We start from the raw sequence: 17,214 nt of genomic DNA on the forward strand, positions 1-17,214 counted from the left end.
ACAAGCCCTGCCAGATGGCCAAATCTATGACACTAAAAGGGGATACATTCCGCAATAACGGAATAACTGGAGGAATGACAGGTGCCAGACCTGCTTGTGAGCTTGTATTCCACTGAGCTCGCCGACCTGAGACAGAAGGCCGGCGATGTCGGCGTCTCCATCCGCCCGGCCCTCCCCCCGGAACTGCATCTTATCGTCAGCTGGGTTCGCGAACAGTTCAGCGAGAACTGGGCAAGCGAAGTCACAGTCGCCTTCTCCCGTCAGCCCGTTGCCTGCCTGATCGCCGTCGACGGCGGCAAGCTGCTGGGCTTTGCCTGCTATGACACGACGGCGCGCGGCTTCTTCGGCCCGACCGGCGTCGACCCCGAAGCGCGTGGCAGGGGCATCGGGCTCGCCCTCTTTTCCGCCTGCCTTCAGGCCATGAAGACGCTCGGTCACGCCTATGCCTTCATCGGCGACGCCGGCCCGGTCGATTTCTACGCCAAGACCGCAGGCGCAATCGTCATCCCCGCCCCCGACAAGGGCATCTACGAAGGCATGCTGAGAAGCACGCCGAAATGACCATCTGATCCCGGAGTTACAGAATTGTCCTCGACCCCGCTCGCCCTTTTCGTCGGCCTCCCGAATCCCACTATTTCGGATGATGAATTCGCCCTCTTTCGCGAAACCAATCCGCTCGGCCTGTTCGTCGGCCGGCGCAATCAGCGCGAGCCGGAACAGACGAAGCGGCTGATCGACCGCTTCCGCGAGGCCGTCGGCCGCGACGACGCGCCTGTCTTCACCGACCAGGAAGGCGGCCGCGTTCAGCATCTCGATGCCGGCCCCTGGCCGCTCTTCCGCAGTTTCGGCCAGTTTGCCGAACTTGCGCGCCGCGATTTCGATCTCGGCAAAAAAGCACTGCGCCTTTCCTCCCAGGCCATGGGCGCGATGATGACGGAACTCGGCCTTTCCAGCGGCTGCTCGCCCGTTCTCGACCTCGTCTTCGAGACGACGAGTGCGGTCATCGGCGCCCGCTCCTTCGGCCCAGATCCCGATTTCATCGCTGCCCTCGGCCGCGAGGTGGTCGATGGCCTGCTCGAGACCGGCAACATGCCCGTCATCAAGCATATTCCCGGCCATGGCCGCGCGACGCTCGACTCCCACAAGGAGCGTCCGGTGGTCGACGCCAGCCGCGAGACGCTCACCGCGACCGATTTCAAGCCCTTCGTGGCGCTGAAGGATACGCCCTGGGCCATGGTCGCCCATGTCGTCTATTCGGCCTATGACGCCGAGCTGCCGGCGTCCGTCTCGCCTGTTATGCACGACGTGATCCGCAAGGAGATGGACTATGAGGGCGTGCTGATATCAGACTGCATCTTCATGGAGTCGCTCTCCGGTACCTTGCCGGAACGCGTCAAGCAGGTGCTCGACGCAGGCTTCGACATTGCGCTCCACAGCCATGGCGACATTCCGGAAAGCGAAGCCGCCGCCAAAGCCGCCCGTCCGCTGACGGAAGCCGCCCTGCAGCGGATCGCCGCCGGCAAGGCCCGCCTCGGCAATCTCAAGGTCGATGTCCGCGCCGCCCACGCAGACGTCGAAGACATGTTTGCAAGCGCGCTGGTCTCCTGACCGGCACGTCATCTCTCACCACATAAGAAAAGGGGAATAACACATGAAAAAATATCTTCTCGCCGCCGCTGCCCTGACGCTGCTTTCGGGATCTGCCGTGGCGCAGACGATCCTGACGGCGAATATCGAGCCGGCGACGACCTGGGTTCGCAACTTCAATCCGTTCAACCAGACCTCGTCGCGCCAGTCCACGCTCGACTTCATCTACGAGCCGTTGGTCATCTTCAACCGCTTCGACAGCAACAAGCCGGTCTATCGCCTGGCCGAAAGCTTCAAACTCTCCGACGACCTGAAGAGCATCGATTTCAAGCTGCGCCCGAACCTGAAATGGTCGGACGGCAAGCCGTTGACCGCAGCCGACGTCAAGTTCACCTATGATTACCTGAAGAAGTTTCCGGCGCTCGACTTCGTCAGCATCTGGACCTTCATCACCGATATCAAGGCGGTCGACGCCCAGACGGTGCGCTTCACGCTCGCCAACCCGAGCTCGCTTGCCGCCGAGCAGATCTCGCAGCTGCCGATCGTTCCGGAACATGTCTGGAAGGATGTCGCCGATCCGGTCACCTTCGCCAACGAGACCCCTGTTGGCAGCGGCCCGCTGACGGAAGTGCCGCGTTTCACCGGCCAGACCTACGACCAGTGCCGCAACCCGAACTATTGGGATAACGAGCATCTGAAGGTCGATTGCATGCGCTTCCCGCAGCTTGCCGACAACAACCAGATGCTGACCGCAACGGCCGACGGCACGCTCGACTGGGGTGTCTCCTTCATTCCCGATATCGACAATGTCTACGTGTCCAAAGATCCGGCGCATTTCCACTACTGGTATTCGCCAAGCAGCATGGTCGCCTTCCTGTTCAACTTGGAAACGGCGAACGAGAACAACAAGAAGGCCTTCAACGACCTGAAGTTCCGCCGCGCCGTCTCGATGGCGCTCGACCGCAAGACGATGATCGACGTCGCCGGCTACGGCTATCCGACGCTGAACGAAGACCCCGGCCTGATGGGCGAGCTCTACAAGAGCTGGGCGGACCCATCCGTCAAGGCCGACTTCGGCAAGTTCGCAACCTATAATGCCGACGCCGCCAAGGCCCTGCTCGACGAGGCGGGCTACAAGGACAAGGACGGCGACGGTTTCCGCGACAATCCCGACGGTACCAAGATCTCCTTCTCGATCATCGTCCCCAGCGCCTGGACCGACTGGATCGATACCGTCAACCTCGCCGTTGAAGGCATGCAGGCGGTCGGCATCGACGCCAAGATCGAAACGCCGGAGGAAGCCGTCTGGACCGGCAACCTCATCAACGGCACCTTCGATGCGGCGATCAACAGCCTGCCGGCATCGGCCTCGCCCTATTACCCCTACAAGCGCGCCTTCAGCGCTTCGGATAAGGGCAAGACCCGCTTCACCGCGCAGCGCTGGTTCAACCCGGAGGTCGAGAAACTCGTCACCGAGTTCACCCAGACCGCCGATCTTGCCAAGCAGAAGGACGCGATGAACAAGGCGCAACGCATCGTCGCCGAAAACATGCCGATGATTCCGGTGTTCAACAATCCGAACTGGTATCAGTACAACACCAAGCGCTTCACCGGCTGGTCGACCAAGGAAAACCCCTTCGTCAATCCGTCGATCTCGCGGACCAATCCGGCACGCCTGCTGAATCTGCTCGCTCTCGAGCCGGTCAAGTAAGCATCACGATCTCCGGAAGCGGCGTAGAAAATGCCGCTTCCGTCACGACGGAGTCCCCATGGCTTTCCTGCTTCGCCGCCTCGTCTTCTACATGGCAGCCTTCATCGCGGCAGCGACGATCAATTTCTTCCTGCCGCGGCTGATGCCGGGCGATCCGGTGCAGATCATGTTCTCCAGCGCCGGCACCGAATTGCCGCCGGAAAGCCTGCAGGCGTTGAAGCTCACCTTCGGCTTCGTCGACGGTCCGCTCTGGCGACAATATCTCACCTATCTCGGCAGCATCTTCACCGGCGATCTCGGCCGCTCGATCAAGTATTTCCCGCTGCCCGTCACCTCGGTGCTCGGCCATGCGCTCATCTGGACCGTCGGGCTGATGGGCACGGCCACCATCGTGAGCTTCGCGCTCGGCACCTTCCTCGGCATCGTCGCCGCCTGGCGTCGCGGCAGCAAGTTCGATGTCATCGTCTCCGTCGGCGCGATCTTTGCCACCTCGGTGCCGGCCGTCGTCACCTCGCTCATCGTGCTCTTCATCTTCGGCTTCACGCTCGGCTGGTTTCCGAACGGTTATGCCGCCGACCCATCACTCGATCCGGCCCTCAGCCTGCAATATATCGGCAGCCTCGCCTATCATGGCATCCTGCCGATGGTGACGCTCTGCACCGTGCTGATCGGCGGCTTCACCGTCACCATGCGCAACAACATGATCAACCTGCTCGGTGAGGACTATATCGTCATGGCCCGCGCCAAGGGCCTTTCCGACCGGCATGTGATGCTCTGGTATGCGGCGCGCAACGCCCTGCTGCCGACCGTCTCCAGCCTTGCCATCGCCATCGGCACCATCCTCGGCGGTTCGCTGGTGACGGAGGTCGTCTATAACTATCCCGGCCTCGGCAATATTCTCTATCAGGCGATCCTCGCCCGCGACTATCCCGTCATCCAGGGCCAGCTCCTCATCATGACCGCGACCATGCTGATCGCCAATTTTATCGTCGACGTCAGCTATGTGCTGCTCGACCCGCGGCTGAAGGGAGCATGAGATGAAGACCCTGCTTCAAAACCGCAAGGCGCTGATCGGCCTCGTCATCATCGCTTTCATCGTCCTCGTCGCGATCGCAGCGCCCCTCCTGACGCAATACGACCCGGCCGCCCGCACCGGACGACCTCACCAGGCGCCGTCACTCGACCATATTCTCGGCACCACGCGCATCGGCCAGGATGTCTTTGCCCGGCTGATCTACGGCGCCCGCACCTCGCTTGCCGTCGGCTTCGGCGCCGGCCTGCTGATCACTCTCGTCGGCACGGCACTCGGCATCATCTCCGGCTATCGCGGCGGCAAGACTGACGAGATCATCAGCTTCTTCACCAATATGGTGCTGGTCGTTCCGAACCTGCCGCTGCTCTTGGTGCTTGCCGCCTTCATCGGCCAGGCAAGCCCCCTCGTCATCGCCCTCATCCTCGGCGCCACCTCCTGGGCCTGGGGCGCACGCGTCACCCGTGCCGAAACGCTCTCCGTCAAGCAGAAGGATTTCGTCAAATCGGCCGAGATGATGGGTGAGCCGCAATGGCGCATCATGACATTCGAGATCTTTCCCAACGTGATTTCGATCGTCGGCATCAATTTCATCGGCAGCGTCATCTTCGCGATCATCACCGAAGCGACGTTGGAATTCCTCGGCCTCGGCGACCCGAGAGCGATCTCCTGGGGCACCATGCTCTACAACGCACAGAAGGCCTCGGCCCTTTCGGTCGGCGCCTGGTGGGATATTCTCACCCCCTGCTTCGCGCTCGCCTTCCTCGGCATCGGCATGTCATTGCTGAACTTCGCCGTTGACGAGATCGCCAATCCACGGCTGCGCACCGGCAATCATCTGAAGCGCTGGTCCCTGCTCGTCCGTTCCGGGGAGGGCCGCCTGTGACGCAGCCGCTGCTCTCGGTGAGAAATCTCACCATCGATTATATCGGCGAGGAAAAGGATTTCCGCGCCGTCAAGGATGTCAGCTTCGATGTCGCACCCGGCGAGGTTTTCGGCCTTGCCGGCGAATCCGGCTGCGGCAAGAGCACCATCGCTTTTGCCATCAGCCGCCTGCACAAGCCACCGGCGCTGATCCGCAAGGAAAGCCGCATCCTGCTCGATGGCCGCGACGTGCTCAGCCTTGACCGGCAGGCGCTCAGTGCGTTCCGCTGGCGCGAGGTCGCCATGGTCTTCCAGAGCGCCATGAACTCGCTGAACCCGGTGCTGCGCATCGAGACGCAATTCTACGACATGCTACGCACTCACAAGAACATGAGCCGCGCGGAAGCCCGCGAGCGCACCGCCGAGATGCTGACGCTCGTCGATATCGCGCCGGATCGCATGCGAGACTATCCGCACCAGTTTTCCGGCGGCATGCGCCAGCGCATCGTCATCGCCATCTGCATGGCGCTCGATCCGAAGCTCGTCGTCATGGATGAGCCGACGACGGCGCTCGACGTCGTCGTCCAGCGCGAAATCCTGCAGCGCATCAACGAACTGCGTCGCAGCTTCGGCTTTTCCGTGCTGTTCATCACCCATGATCTCGGGCTGATGGTGCAGTTCTGCGACCGCATCGGTATCATGCTCGCCGGCAAGCTGGTGGAGCAGAACACGGCCGAGGCGATCTACAGGACGCCCAAGCATGACTACACGAAAAAGCTCTGGGCCTCCTTCCCCTCACTGCACGGAGGAGTGCTGCTATGACAGACGCCATTCTCGCACTCGACCGGGTGACGAAGACCTTCGGCCATGGTTCCGGAGCCGTGCATGCGGCGCGCGCCATCTCGTTTTCGCTGCATGCCGGGCGGGCGCTGGCGCTCGTCGGCGAATCCGGCAGCGGCAAGACCACCTGCGCCCGCATGGCGATGCGCGAATATCTGCCAACATCCGGCCGGATTCTCTACAAGGGCCGGCCTGTCGAGGCGGCGAAATCCGCTGAGATCGCCCGTTACCGCCGCTCGGTGCAAATGATCTTCCAGGACCCCTTCGCCTCGCTGAACCCTGCCCACACCATCGCCCATCATCTCCGGCGGCCACTGAAGCTGCATCGTCCGGAGATCAAGGGGGCCGAGATCGACGTCGCGGTCCGCGAACTGCTGCAGCGCGTCAGGCTCGATCCCGATCTCGTCGCGCCAAAATATCCGCATGAACTCTCCGGCGGCCAGCGCCAGCGCGTCAACATCGCTCGCGCCTTGGCCGTCAAGCCGGAGGTGATCGTCGCCGACGAACCGACCTCGATGCTCGACGTCTCGGTGCGCCTCGGCGTGCTGAACCTATTGAACGAGATGAAGCAGGAGATGAATCTCGGTCTGCTCTACATCACCCATGATATCGCCACCGCCCGTTACGTCGCCGAGGACATCGCCGTGATGTATGCCGGCCAGATTGTCGAATGGGGCAGCGTCGCCAAGGTGATCGATAATCCGCTGCACCCCTATACCCGTCTGCTGCTCTCGGCCGTACCCGATCCGGATGTCCGCTTCGACGACCCGAAGGCCCGGCTGAGGCCCGACGAGGTGGAGGACATCCGCCGCCGTTCGGCCGTGCCGCAGGACGACATCGTCGAATTCGAGCAGGATCATTTCATGCGGATGATCTGAGGCCGGCTTGCTGGCCTCATCTAGCGCCCTATGCTAGGGGACGGTCTCTTTCATATGAGGCAAAACCGTCATGCTGCCCTGGATCCAGCTCGATTCTGCGACCATTCCCGGTGAAAGCGGCGAACTCAGGCTGAAGCAGCGCGGCAGCGAATTTTCGATCATGCTCGGCGCCAACGAGCTGATGAACAGTCGTCTCAGCGGCTCGGAAGAAGCGCTGGCGACGCTTTCCTGGGAACGAATCAAGGCGCACCCGAAGCCAAGGATATTGATCGGCGGGCTCGGCATGGGCTTTACCCTGCGCGCCGCCCTCACCGTCCTTCCCGAAGATGCCGGCGTCACCGTCGCCGAACTGGTGCCTGCCGTGATCGCCTGGGCACGCGGACCGATGGCCGAGGTTTTCCAGGGCTGCCTCGACGACCCGCGCGTCGGCATCCATCAGGGCGATGTCGGCGAGGCGATCCGTTCCGGTAAAGGCGCCTATGATGCGATCCTGCTCGATGTCGACAACGGCCCTGATGGCCTGACCCGCAAATCCAACGACCGGCTTTACGATTTCGCCGGCCTTCGCGCCGCCCGCGAGGCGTTGCGCGCCGGCGGCGTGCTCGCCGTCTGGTCGTCCGGTCCGGACCCCGATTTCACGCGGCGTCTCAAGGACAGCGGTTTTTCCGTCGATGCGGTCAACACACGTGCCAACGGCAAACGCGGCGGCGCCCGCCACGTCATCTGGCTGGCCGTCAAACCGGCGAAATGAAGTTCAAGAAGAAGCAATCCTCCGGGCGGCATTGATGGCACGGCGAGCGCCGGAGCGCAGCTGCGCTGTCTCGGCACCGGCAATGACCAGATCGAAGCCGAATTTCAGCAGCTCGCCGGCCCGCTCGCCGTCCCCGGCGAAGGCGCAGGCGAATTTGCCGTGGGCGCGGCAGCGCGAAACCGCATGCTGCATGGCGCTGTCGATCTCGGCGGCGTTCGGCGCAACCTGGTCGCCGTTCGACAGGGCGATCGAAAGATCGGAGGGACCGATGAAGATGCCATCGATGCCGGCAACGCCGAGAATGTCGTCGATCGCCTCGAGTGCTGCTCGGGTCTCGACCATGGCGATGGCGACGGTGAGCGCGTTGGCGTTTTTCAGATAATCATCGGCCGACAGGCCGGTATGGTTGAGTGCCAGCGACGGTCCCCAACTGCGGTCACCAAGAGGCGGGTATTTCGTGGTCTTGACAAAGGCTTGCGCGTCTTCGGCCGAATTGATCATCGGGGCGATGATGCCGGAGGCTCCGGCATCGAGCAGGCGCGAGGCGGAAGCGAAATCACCGACCGGTATGCGCGCCAGCGCTGGTTTGCCGGCAAGCCGCACCTGGGCGACGGCATTGGCTGCCGAGGGCATGTCCCACATGCCGTGCTGCATATCCAGCACGATGGTGTCGAAGGCCTCTTGCGCCAGATGATTGGCGAGCGTGGCGTCGGGAATACCAATCCAGGCGGAGATCATCCCGCCCTGGTGTTGCCTGATCCGGTCCGCAAAGCCGTCGATTTCACCTGCGCTCATGCCATTCTCCTCAAGTCGACAGGCCGCCAGCGGCCAGATATTTCACCTCGGGGAACTCTTCGATGTCGAATTCCCTCAAAGCCAGGCACGGGTTGCCGGCTCATCCTCTCCGGCGCAGCCGTGAAATGATGACCGTCACGGCGAGCCCCGCGACAGCCATGATGCTTCCCCAGAGAACCCAGATGCTTTGGTTGATCATGAAGCTGGATGAGGGATAGGGAAAATAACCGCTTCCCTGTGCGATCCAGATCAGTCCCAAGAGGATCATGAGCAATCCAACGACGTATCCGACGGTTCGCGACATGCTTCGGCCCTTCCCTATGAATCGATGCCACAATGTCGATCGGCGTCGGTCATGACAAGACTTCTCTCCTGAACGCGAACATATTCCGGATGCAATGACGGGCCGGCCTCGGTCTGAATGTCAGGTCCTGCCGACTTCATCCACCAGCCAGGTGCTGAGCCTCTCGCTATGAATATTTGCCGATCGCGGCGGTATCAGCCAGTAACCGCGGTCGCTTGCTTCCAGCGGCGGCCCGGCTTCCACCAGCATATGTGTGGAGAGAAGTGTATCGACCAGCCCCATCCAGCCGATCGCCACGCCCTGCTCGCTGAGAGCGGCCTGGACGACCAGCGAGTAGGTGTTGAAGCTGACATCACCGCGGCCGGCATGGAGATCGCGTGTAACGGAGAATTCGGCAAGATAACTTCGCCAATCGAACCAGGGCGATGGCGTCGGCGAATCGAGGTGGATCAGGATCGCCCTGGCAAGCTGCTGCGGATCATCGAACGGGCCGTTGCGATCGAGAAATCCTCGGGTGCAGACGGGCACGACCTTTTCCTGCAGCAGAAGCGATCCGACGGCACCGAATTCGGCCCGCCTCCCGAAAACCACCACCACATCTCCATCGTCACGAAAGCCGGGCTCAAGCCTCTGGGTCGCGACGATCTGTATATCCGTTTCCGGGTGAAGCTGGCGAAAGCCATGCATGCGCGGAATCAGCCATAGCGCTGAAAAGGCATAGTCGGTTCTCAGTCTGACGACCGGCCTTTGAGCCTCAGTGCGGAAGCTGCGCGCCAGGGCATCGATGTCACCGACCGCCTTGGCCGCGACCTGGAAAAGCCGCTCGCCCTCCCCGGTCAGTTCCACGCCGCGATGCTGACGGCGCAGCAGACTGACGCCGAACTGCTCTTCCAACCGCCGGATCTGATAGCTGACGGCAGGCTGCGTAAGGCCGAGAGCTGCCGCCGCGGCCGAGAAGCTGCCGAGCCTTGCGACCTCCGCGAAGATGCGCATCCACCCAAGCTCAGGCCGGCGGTCTGACATTAAAATTCCTTTAGGCAACGATCGAAAAAAGCCAGCTTTACAAGCATGATGATACTGGCTTTGATAAGATCTGCAAATAGCAAGGGGTGCCCCTTCAGCAGGACCTTCCCCGACCTTTGAGATCCCAGGAGACAATGTCACATGGCGCGTCCGAATATCCTCATCCTGATGGTCGATCAGTTGAATGGCACTTTCTTTCCCGATGGCCCGGCCGATTTTCTTCATGCGCCGCATCTGAAATCATTGGCGGAACGTTCCGTGCGTTTCACCAACGCCTATACGGCAAGCCCGCTCTGCGCACCGGCGCGGGCCTCCTTCATGTCCGGACAATTGCCGAGCCGAACCCGCGTCTATGACAATGCCGCCGAATTCGCCTCTGACATTCCGACCTATGCGCATCATCTGCGCGCTGCCGGATACCAGACGGCGCTTTCCGGCAAGATGCATTTCGTCGGCCCCGACCAGTTGCATGGCTTCGAGGAGCGCCTGACGACCGACATCTACCCCGCCGATTTCGGCTGGACGCCCGACTATAGCAAGCCCGGCGAACGCATAGACTGGTGGTATCACAATCTGGGTTCAGTCACCGGCGCCGGGATTGCCGAGATCACCAACCAGATGGAGTATGACGACGAGGTCGCTTACCACGCCGCCCGCAAGCTGTTCGATCTCGCGCGCGGACACGACGAGCGTCCCTGGTGCCTGACCGTCAGCTTCACCCATCCGCATGACCCTTATGTCGCGCGCCGCAAATTCTGGGACCTCTATGAGGATTGCCCGGCACTTGACCCTACGGTTGCTCCGATTGCCTTCGGGCAGCAGGACCCGCACTCGCAGCGTTTGATGAAAGCCTGCGATCACGATGCTTTCGACATCAGCGATGAGCAAATCAGGCGGGCAAGGCGCGGCTATTTCGCCAATATCTCCTATGTCGACGAGAAGATCGGCGATATTCTCAGCGTCCTGGAACGGATCCGCATGGCCGAAAACACGATCATCCTGTTCGCGTCCGACCATGGCGACATGCTCGGCGATCGCGGCCTCTGGTTCAAGATGAACTTCTTCGAAGGATCGGCCCGCGTTCCGCTGATGATGTCGGTGCCCGGCTGGAAGCCGGGACGTATCGATCAGCCCGTCTCCACGCTCGACGTGACGCCGACGCTGGCGGCTCTTGCCGGCATCGATATCGCCTCGCTGAAACCATGGACCGAGGGCGAGGATCTCGCTGCCCTTGCCGTGGGCGCCGGCAGCCGCAGCCCGGTGCCGATGGAATATGCCGCGGAGGGTTCGGAAGCGCCGCTCGTCTGCATCCGGGACGGACGCTATAAGCTCTCGCTCTGCGACAAGGATCCGCCGATGCTGTTCGATCTCGAGGCCGATCCCCGGGAGCTCGACAATCTGGCAGGAAAGCCGGCGCACGCCGACACCCTGGCACGGCTTGTCGAACAGGCACGTCGGCGCTGGAACCTTGCTGATTTCGACGCCGCCGTGCGCGAAAGCCAGGCGCGCCGCTGGGTGGTCTACGCGGCGCTGCGCAACGGCGCCTATTATCCCTGGGACCATCAGCCGCTGCAGAAAGCCTCGGAGCGCTATATGCGCAACCACATGGATCTGAACGTGCTGGAGGAAAACCAAAGGTTCCCTCGCCAGGAATGAGCAAGAATCGCTTCTGATTTAAGCCGTCTTGCGCGCCCGCGCCTCGCCCAGGAAATCCTCGATGAACGCCTTCTGCAGCAGGATGCCATCCCATTCATCCGGGAAGAAGGGCGAGTCGTAGATCAGCGTGAAGGGACCGGCGTAACCGGCCCTCTCGCACATCTCCAGGCACGTGCGGTAATCGTCGGCATCGAGGCCGGTAGCGCCGTAATCGGCCTTGGCATGGCAGATTTCCGCCCGGCCCATGATGTCGGCAAGGCCTTCATATTTGGCCGGCGCCGGCCAGTTGCCGAGGTCGCCGTTGAGGCCGACCTTGCCGTCCAGCCGGTCCAGCAGCCAGTTCATTTCGACCGGCGACGGCAGCAGATCGAACCAGTTCTCGACGACGATGCGCACGCCGCTGCCTTCCGCCTTTCCGGCCAGCCAGTTCAGATGATGGGCGGCGCGGGTAAGATTTTCTTCCGTCGGCTTCTGCTTGCCGGCAATGACGCGCATCCTCTGCGCCCCGAGGGCTGCGGCGATGTCAATCCACTCCTCCATCCATTTGACGTCGCGTTCGGCCGTCTCCGGATGGCTCGGGTCGCCATCTTCGACGAGCAGCGTCTGGAACAGCACGTTCGAGGCCGCCATTGCGTCACGCAATTCGCTTATATAGGCGGCATCGAGGCTCGGTAGATGGAAGGAACAGACCTCCAGCCGGTTGACGCCGCGTGCCGAGAGCGCCGCCGGCACGTCGATCAGCGCCGCCGCACCGGGGCCATAGGGTTCTTTCGCCGCAGCACTTTTGTCAGGATCGGGGCTATAGGCATAAACGGCGCCGAGCAGCCGATGCAGCGACCATGTCGAAACCGCGAACCGTCCGTTTTGCAAAACCTGCACTTGCTTTCCTCCGGGATCTCCTCATGCCATCAATGGCAACTAAATCCGGCCGGTTCAATTGCCAATTCAGGCAAAATCGTCGCGGATGACCGGCTCGGCGGCAAGAGCAATCCCCAGCAGCGCTTCATCGCGATGGGCGGTGGCCGAAAGCAGCAGACCGACCGGCATGCCAGCCTCGCCGGTGCCGCAGGGAATGGAAACGCCGCACCAGTCGAGGAAATTGCCGAGCGCAGTGTTGCGCAACGTCTTGTTGTTCGTCGCGAAGAACAGCTCGTCATCCTGCTCCAGCGGTCCGATCGGTGGAGCGACATGGGCAACAGTGGGAAAGGCGAGCAGCCGGTCGCCGACCAGGCGCTCGACATCGGCGATCAGGCGACTGCGCGCCTCGAGAATCGCCAGGTAATCGGGCAGTGTCGTCTTGCTTCCGAGACGGGTGCGCATGACGACACGGTGGTCCATCCTGTCCGCGTCCGGTCCGGCCAAGCGTTCGCGGTGAAGCGCGAAAGCCTCCGCCGTCACCAGCGGACCATATCTCGTCATCAGATCGAATATCTCGTTAAAGGCGGGAATGACGGTGCGGGCAACATGGGCGCCGGCCTTTTGAAGACGTTCCAAAGCTGCCTCGAACGCGGCAACGACGCCGGCTTCCGCTCCGTCGAAGACGACGTTTTCAGGCACGATGAGTTCCAGCCCTTGCAGGGGACGCGCAACAACATCAGGCGCCGTCAAGCCGCGCATCGCCGCATCGATCCAGACCGCGTCCCTGACGCTGCGGCAGAGCGGTCCCAGCGAATCCAGGCTCTTTGCCAGCGGATAGACGCCTGCCATCGCGTGGCGGCCGCGTGTCGCCTTATAGCCGACGATGCCGTTGAAGGCGGCGGGAATACGCACCGAGCCGCCGGTATCGGTGCCCATGGCGACCGGAACCAACCCGGCCGCGACGACGACGCCGGCACCCGAGGACGAGCCGCCGGGAATCCGTGGGAGATCGGTGCCGCGCGGATTTACCGGCGTGCCGTAATGCGGATTGATGCCGAGGCCGGAAAAGGCGAATTCGCTCATATTGGTGCGCCCGACGGCGACCATGCCCGCCTGCTTGAGCAAAGCGACAACAGCCGCATCGCGCTTGGCCGGCATGTCCTTTGCCAGAACGACGGAACCCGCCGTCGTCGGCAAGCCTTCGATGTCGAAAAGATCTTTCCAGGCGATCGGAATGCCGTCCAGCAATCCAAGCGAGCGCCCTTCCCGCAGACGTCGCGAAGAAGCGCGCGCCTCCTCCATCCCGCGGCTTTCGAGCAGAGTGGTGAAAACCGCCTTGTCGGCATGGTTTGCGATGGAATCGAAAACCGCCTCGGCCACCTCGACCGGGTCGGCCGCGCCACCTTGAATGAGGACCGAAAGTTGCGCGACCGACATCGCGCCGAAGGATTTGCTCATGGGACTATCCAGAAGAAAGATGTTCCTCTCTGGACTACCCCGGATCATTCCGGTGAACCAGAGCTTCACGATATTTTGCGTTTATTGGTACGATTTTTTGAACACTGCGTTTGAATATCGCCCCTTCAATTGCCACGATCGAAGACACACATGCTGCACGCATGCGGAAGCGGTTCGGCACGAGGGTGAGAGTTTGCTCTAGAGAGACCGGCGCCGCATGTGTTGCAGGAGTAATTAAAATGACAGATTGTGAAACTTTAAGCCGTCGCCAGGATATGGTGACCCTTCATGTAAAAGAGGACCAAACCGCCGGTTTAGGCGAGCGCGATTATGTGGAACATGTCCGCGCACAGAAACTTTCGGCCTTCGAACGCATTGTCGTGGTCGGAGCGCTGGTTCTCTTGAGCTTTGCGGGTTTTGCCGCATATTCTTCCGGCAATACAGACCCGATGACGACATCGGCCATTGCCGCCCCGGCCGGCGATAACATGCCGCAGCATCCGGCCTACGGCCATTGCCGCGACAGCAGCCCCTACGCTGAGAGGGTCTGCTAACAGGAAAGCCACCGCATAATTCCTTAAATCGGAATCGATTTAAGGATAAAATTATGCGGTAATTTAAAGTGCTACAGCGTCCTTTGCGCGTCTCAAAAGACGCACGGCGCTGTAGATCGCCGGGCATGGAGACCTTGAGCCCAGGCTGCATTGACAGCGGGAAAGGGAAAAGAACCATGGCCGGTGATGTCGATTATAATCTCGATCGCTTCATCGATGCTCAGAATGGCGTCTATGAACAGGCGCTTTCAGAGCTGAAAGCCGGGCGCAAGACCTCCCATTGGATGTGGTTCATCTTCCCGCAAATCGCCGGCCTCGGCACGTCGGCGATGGCCGAGAAATATGCGATCCGCTCGGCCGAGGAAGCCGGCGCCTATCTCGCCGATCCCATTCTCTCAAGCCGGCTGCTGCGCTGTGTCGAGGCGATTCTGTCCGTCGGCGGCCGCTCGGCGCATGAAATTCTGGGCTCACCCGACGACCTCAAGCTACGCTCGTCGATGACCTTGTTTGCCGCGATCAGCGACCATGGTTCGCCCTTCCACCGGGCGATCGAGCATTTCTATCAGGGAAAATTCGACGAGCGGACGATAGAGATCCTTGGCGCGGATTAACGGCCCGGCCTACTCTCCAGCGTAGCAATCTCCTCGGAGATCTCGCTCAACCGCTGACGTAGATCGATGTCGGTGCCATCATCGACCTCTTCCTCGCCGAAGCAATAGCGCGCATCATGAAGCTCCAGCTTGGCTTCAAGCTCGGCGCGTTTGTCATATAGGCGCTTGAGATAGACGTAGTTCATCTCCCTGCCTCCACATCGCCCCGGTGAGGGGAAAACGGCATGGAAGCGGTAAGGTTCCCCCGCTGATAATTCAGCGATTGAAAGTGCACTGCGTCCTTTGCGCGTCTGAAAAGACGCGCGGCGCTGTAGAGGGGGCGGTCAGGCGAAAGAAGCGATCGCCGCGTGGCAGGCCTTGGCGAAATGACCGCAGCAGCCGGCAGCGCCCATGGCCTGGCGGCTGACGCGGGCACCCTCGAGCAGCAGCGTCAACGTATCGGCAAGAAGCTGGGGTTCGCGCGCGCCGGCCGCCGAACAGAGCGCGGCCAAGCGATCACGCTGTTCGGCCTTGTGCCGCTCGATCATTTCGTGGGCGGGATGGCCCTCGCCCTTCAGCTCGATGGCGGCATTGGCGAGATCGCAGCCGGCGGGCTCGCCGTTCAGACACTGCGCCCGCAGTTCCACCCAGGCGTCCAGTTGGGCGCGCGGATTGCCGGGATAGGCCGCTTCCAGATCGCGCCAGATGGTACCCGCCTTTTCGGAGGCGCGGCGCAGCGTTTCGCAGACGAGTTCGTCCTTAGAGCCGAAATGCCGATACAGCGTCATCTTGTTGGTCAGAGCCGCGTCGGCAATGGCGTCGACGCCGATGCCGCGGATGCCGCGCTCGCGGAAAAGCTCCGAGGCGGTCGAGACGATACGCTCCCGCGGCGGGATGCGATCTTCTGGAACGGCTGCGGAGATTTCATTCGAAGTTTCTGATTTTTTTGCGGACGTAGTCCTTGACATCAATGTGACCGATCGGTAACAAATGCATTGTTACTTACCGGTAACACCACTTAACGCGAAAGTCAATGCCGAGGGCATGGCAGCGGAAAGTGGAACACGGGCGACCGCCCACGAAAGGAGGACAACCATGACAAAGACCAGAGATGACCTGACGATATCCGAAGCCCTTCGCGACCCCCTGATTGCCATGGTGTTGCGCGCCGACGGCGTGAAGCTTGAAGACTTCAAGCAACTCCTGGAGACGGCCGCCCGCAAACGCGAACCGCGCTCGACTTCGGTGGGCAATATGATCGGAGCACTCGCAAACCGCGCCAATCTGCCCGCCATGCCCTGCTTCGGCTGACAAGCCGCCTGAAAAGCTTGGGGATCTCTCCCTGCCCCCGTCAAGGGCCGCCGTCATAACCTGTCGGCGGCCCTTGCCGCTTTAGAGGATCGGCTTGCCGCCGGTGACCGCGATTGTCGTGCCGGAGACGTAGCTCGACAAGGGATCGGCCAGCATCACATAGGCTGTCGCCAGCTCGGCCGGCTGGCCGGGCCGTTTCATCGGCACCTGCTTGCCGAAATTGCTGACGCTTTCTTCAGGCAGTGTCGAAGGGATGAGCGGCGTCCAGATCGGCCCCGGCGCCACCGCATTGGCGCGAATGCCTTTCTCGGCCAGAAGCTGGGCAAGGCCGGCGGTGAAATTCTGGATCGCGCCCTTGGTCGTCGCATAGGCAAGCAGCGTCGGGTTTGGACTGTCCGAATTGATCGAGGCCGTGTTGATGATGGCGCTGCCGGGTTTCATATGGGCGACGGCTGCCTTGGTCAGGTAGAACATCGAATGGATGTTGACCTTGAAGGTCAGCTCCCATTCCTCGTCGCTGATCTCGTCAATGCTCTTGAAGCTTGCCTGATGCGCGGCGTTGTTGACCAGAATGTCGATACCGCCAAGTTCCTTGACCGCCGTCTCGACGATCTGCCGGCAGTGGGCCGGATCCTGGATGTCACCGCTGACGAGGATAGCCTTGCGTCCGGCCTGCTCGACGAGCCGTTTCGTCTCATCGGCATCCTCATCCTCGTCGAGATAGGAGATCACCAGATCGGCACCCTCCCTGGCGTAAGCGATTGCCACCGCCCGACCGATGCCGCTATCGCCGCCGGTGATGATCGCCCGCTTGCCTTTCAACCTGTCGGCGCCGCGATAACTCTCCTCGCCGTGATCGGGAATAGGATCCATCTGCGTGGTGAAACCAGGCATCGGCTGTTTCTGGGATGGAAAAGGGGGTGTTGGGTAATTTGGCATCATGACCTCCTGTGTTCAGGGGGCAAACTCAGGCTAAGACTTGTTGTTCCAGCGGTCTTGCGGCA

General features: G+C 61.6%; 20 protein-coding genes. 12 read left to right on the forward strand and 8 right to left on the reverse strand.

Annotation, left to right across the window (positions count from 1 at the left end; all coding sequences use genetic code 11):
• Positions 1–81 precede the first annotated feature (81 nt).
• From U5G49_RS24810 to U5G49_RS24845, 8 genes are all read left to right on the forward strand, one after another.
• Positions 82–561, forward strand: coding sequence for a GNAT family N-acetyltransferase (locus U5G49_RS24810; protein ID WP_026231012.1), 480 nt, complete (start codon positions 82–84; stop codon positions 559–561).
• A 24-nt stretch (positions 562–585) separates the two neighbouring features.
• Positions 586–1,608: a glycoside hydrolase family 3 N-terminal domain-containing protein gene (locus tag U5G49_RS24815; protein ID WP_018246560.1), complete on the forward strand. Its 1,023-nt coding sequence runs from the start codon at positions 586–588 to the stop codon at positions 1,606–1,608.
• 43 nt (positions 1,609–1,651) lie between these two features.
• Entirely contained in the window at positions 1,652–3,298 is a 1,647-nt protein-coding gene (locus U5G49_RS24820; RefSeq protein ID WP_018246559.1) for an ABC transporter substrate-binding protein, read from the forward strand.
• 58 nt (positions 3,299–3,356) lie between these two features.
• Entirely contained in the window at positions 3,357–4,334 is a 978-nt protein-coding gene (locus tag U5G49_RS24825; protein WP_193446905.1) for an ABC transporter permease, read from the forward strand.
• A 1-nt stretch (position 4,335) separates the two neighbouring features.
• The gene (locus U5G49_RS24830; protein ID WP_018246557.1) at positions 4,336–5,214 is read left to right on the forward strand and encodes an ABC transporter permease; all 879 of its coding nucleotides are present in this window, start codon (positions 4,336–4,338) and stop codon (positions 5,212–5,214) included.
• Positions 5,211–6,014, forward strand: coding sequence for an ABC transporter ATP-binding protein (locus U5G49_RS24835; protein ID WP_018246556.1), 804 nt, complete (start codon positions 5,211–5,213; stop codon positions 6,012–6,014). Before U5G49_RS24830 ends, U5G49_RS24835 begins: the two co-directional genes overlap by 4 nt.
• Entirely contained in the window at positions 6,011–6,910 is a 900-nt protein-coding gene (locus U5G49_RS24840) for an ABC transporter ATP-binding protein (protein WP_018246555.1), read from the forward strand. The genes U5G49_RS24835 and U5G49_RS24840 overlap by 4 nt, the downstream gene beginning before the upstream one ends.
• Positions 6,911–6,980: 70 nt before the next feature.
• Positions 6,981–7,661 carry a spermidine synthase gene (locus U5G49_RS24845; protein ID WP_113544389.1) on the forward strand — a complete coding sequence of 227 codons (681 nt, stop codon included), beginning with the start codon at positions 6,981–6,983 and terminating at the stop codon, positions 7,659–7,661.
• 3 nt (positions 7,662–7,664) lie between these two features.
• Here the strand turns inward: U5G49_RS24845 and U5G49_RS24850 are convergent, their stop codons facing one another.
• The 3 genes from U5G49_RS24850 to U5G49_RS24860 all read right to left on the reverse strand — a co-directional run bounded on the left by U5G49_RS24850 (position 7,665) and on the right by U5G49_RS24860 (position 9,783).
• Positions 7,665–8,456: an HpcH/HpaI aldolase family protein gene (locus U5G49_RS24850; protein WP_193446904.1), complete on the reverse strand. Its 792-nt coding sequence runs from the start codon at positions 8,454–8,456 to the stop codon at positions 7,665–7,667.
• A gap of 100 nt (positions 8,457–8,556) precedes the next feature.
• Entirely contained in the window at positions 8,557–8,760 is a 204-nt protein-coding gene (locus U5G49_RS24855) for a hypothetical protein (RefSeq protein WP_018448564.1), read from the reverse strand.
• A 120-nt stretch (positions 8,761–8,880) separates the two neighbouring features.
• A complete protein-coding gene (locus tag U5G49_RS24860) occupies positions 8,881–9,783 on the reverse strand; it encodes a choline sulfate utilization transcriptional regulator (RefSeq protein WP_193446903.1) in 903 nt (300 codons plus the stop codon).
• A 141-nt stretch (positions 9,784–9,924) separates the two neighbouring features.
• Between U5G49_RS24860 and betC the strand changes: the two genes are divergently transcribed.
• Positions 9,925–11,439: a choline-sulfatase gene (gene betC, locus U5G49_RS24865; protein WP_193446902.1), complete on the forward strand. Its 1,515-nt coding sequence runs from the start codon at positions 9,925–9,927 to the stop codon at positions 11,437–11,439.
• An 18-nt stretch (positions 11,440–11,457) separates the two neighbouring features.
• On the opposite strand, the gene U5G49_RS24870 is transcribed toward betC, so the two are convergent.
• Positions 11,458–12,318, reverse strand: coding sequence for a sugar phosphate isomerase/epimerase family protein (locus U5G49_RS24870; protein WP_193446901.1), 861 nt, complete (start codon positions 12,316–12,318; stop codon positions 11,458–11,460).
• A gap of 66 nt (positions 12,319–12,384) precedes the next feature.
• Positions 12,385–13,755: an amidase gene (locus U5G49_RS24875; protein ID WP_193446900.1), complete on the reverse strand. Its 1,371-nt coding sequence runs from the start codon at positions 13,753–13,755 to the stop codon at positions 12,385–12,387.
• Positions 13,756–14,030: 275 nt separating this feature from the next.
• On the opposite strand from U5G49_RS24875, the gene U5G49_RS24880 reads away from it, so the two are divergent.
• Positions 14,031–14,309, forward strand: coding sequence for a hypothetical protein (locus tag U5G49_RS24880; protein WP_193446910.1), 279 nt, complete (start codon positions 14,031–14,033; stop codon positions 14,307–14,309).
• Positions 14,310–14,485: 176 nt separating this feature from the next.
• On the forward strand, positions 14,486–14,920 hold the full coding sequence (locus tag U5G49_RS24885) for a DUF1810 domain-containing protein (RefSeq protein WP_018246546.1): 435 nt from the start codon (positions 14,486–14,488) through the stop codon (positions 14,918–14,920).
• Here U5G49_RS24885 and U5G49_RS24890 read toward each other — a convergent pair.
• Complete coding sequence (locus U5G49_RS24890; RefSeq protein WP_018246545.1) at positions 14,917–15,105, reverse strand: hypothetical protein; 189 nt, start codon at positions 15,103–15,105, stop codon at positions 14,917–14,919. The genes U5G49_RS24885 and U5G49_RS24890 overlap by 4 nt on opposite strands.
• A gap of 138 nt (positions 15,106–15,243) precedes the next feature.
• A complete protein-coding gene (locus tag U5G49_RS24895; protein WP_017968388.1) occupies positions 15,244–15,867 on the reverse strand; it encodes a TetR/AcrR family transcriptional regulator in 624 nt (207 codons plus the stop codon).
• Positions 15,868–15,994: 127 nt separating this feature from the next.
• Between U5G49_RS24895 and U5G49_RS24900 the strand changes: the two genes are divergently transcribed.
• Positions 15,995–16,210: a hypothetical protein gene (locus tag U5G49_RS24900; RefSeq protein ID WP_018448558.1), complete on the forward strand. Its 216-nt coding sequence runs from the start codon at positions 15,995–15,997 to the stop codon at positions 16,208–16,210.
• Positions 16,211–16,291: 81 nt separating this feature from the next.
• On the opposite strand, the gene U5G49_RS24905 is transcribed toward U5G49_RS24900, so the two are convergent.
• The gene (locus U5G49_RS24905) at positions 16,292–17,149 is read right to left on the reverse strand and encodes an SDR family oxidoreductase (RefSeq protein WP_131607157.1); all 858 of its coding nucleotides are present in this window, start codon (positions 17,147–17,149) and stop codon (positions 16,292–16,294) included.
• Positions 17,150–17,214: the final 65 nt, after the last annotated feature.

Source organism: Rhizobium indigoferae, assembly GCF_034554815.1.
GTDB classification, from domain to species: Bacteria; Pseudomonadota; Alphaproteobacteria; order Rhizobiales; family Rhizobiaceae; genus Rhizobium; species Rhizobium leguminosarum.

What these genes read in the sequence shown, in the direction of transcription:
- U5G49_RS24845 (WP_113544389.1), top strand. Translation starts at nt 6,981, where the DNA reads ATGCTGCCCTGGATCCAGCTCGATTCTGCGACCATTCCCGGTGAAAGC.
- U5G49_RS24885 (WP_018246546.1), top strand. Translation starts at nt 14,486, where the DNA reads ATGGCCGGTGATGTCGATTATAATCTCGATCGCTTCATCGATGCTCAG.
- U5G49_RS24820 (WP_018246559.1), top strand. Translation starts at nt 1,652, where the DNA reads ATGAAAAAATATCTTCTCGCCGCCGCTGCCCTGACGCTGCTTTCGGGA.
- U5G49_RS24840 (WP_018246555.1), top strand. Translation starts at nt 6,011, where the DNA reads ATGACAGACGCCATTCTCGCACTCGACCGGGTGACGAAGACCTTCGGC.
- U5G49_RS24895 (WP_017968388.1), bottom strand. Translation starts at nt 15,867, where the DNA reads ATGTCAAGGACTACGTCCGCAAAAAAATCAGAAACTTCGAATGAAATC.
- U5G49_RS24855 (WP_018448564.1), bottom strand. Translation starts at nt 8,760, where the DNA reads ATGTCGCGAACCGTCGGATACGTCGTTGGATTGCTCATGATCCTCTTG.
- U5G49_RS24830 (WP_018246557.1), top strand. Translation starts at nt 4,336, where the DNA reads ATGAAGACCCTGCTTCAAAACCGCAAGGCGCTGATCGGCCTCGTCATC.
- U5G49_RS24850 (WP_193446904.1), bottom strand. Translation starts at nt 8,456, where the DNA reads ATGAGCGCAGGTGAAATCGACGGCTTTGCGGACCGGATCAGGCAACAC.
- U5G49_RS24875 (WP_193446900.1), bottom strand. Translation starts at nt 13,755, where the DNA reads ATGAGCAAATCCTTCGGCGCGATGTCGGTCGCGCAACTTTCGGTCCTC.
- U5G49_RS24860 (WP_193446903.1), bottom strand. Translation starts at nt 9,783, where the DNA reads ATGTCAGACCGCCGGCCTGAGCTTGGGTGGATGCGCATCTTCGCGGAG.
- U5G49_RS24880 (WP_193446910.1), top strand. Translation starts at nt 14,031, where the DNA reads ATGGTGACCCTTCATGTAAAAGAGGACCAAACCGCCGGTTTAGGCGAG.
- U5G49_RS24905 (WP_131607157.1), bottom strand. Translation starts at nt 17,149, where the DNA reads ATGCCAAATTACCCAACACCCCCTTTTCCATCCCAGAAACAGCCGATG.
- U5G49_RS24890 (WP_018246545.1), bottom strand. Translation starts at nt 15,105, where the DNA reads ATGAACTACGTCTATCTCAAGCGCCTATATGACAAACGCGCCGAGCTT.
- U5G49_RS24900 (WP_018448558.1), top strand. Translation starts at nt 15,995, where the DNA reads ATGACAAAGACCAGAGATGACCTGACGATATCCGAAGCCCTTCGCGAC.
- betC (WP_193446902.1), top strand. Translation starts at nt 9,925, where the DNA reads ATGGCGCGTCCGAATATCCTCATCCTGATGGTCGATCAGTTGAATGGC.
- U5G49_RS24825 (WP_193446905.1), top strand. Translation starts at nt 3,357, where the DNA reads ATGGCTTTCCTGCTTCGCCGCCTCGTCTTCTACATGGCAGCCTTCATC.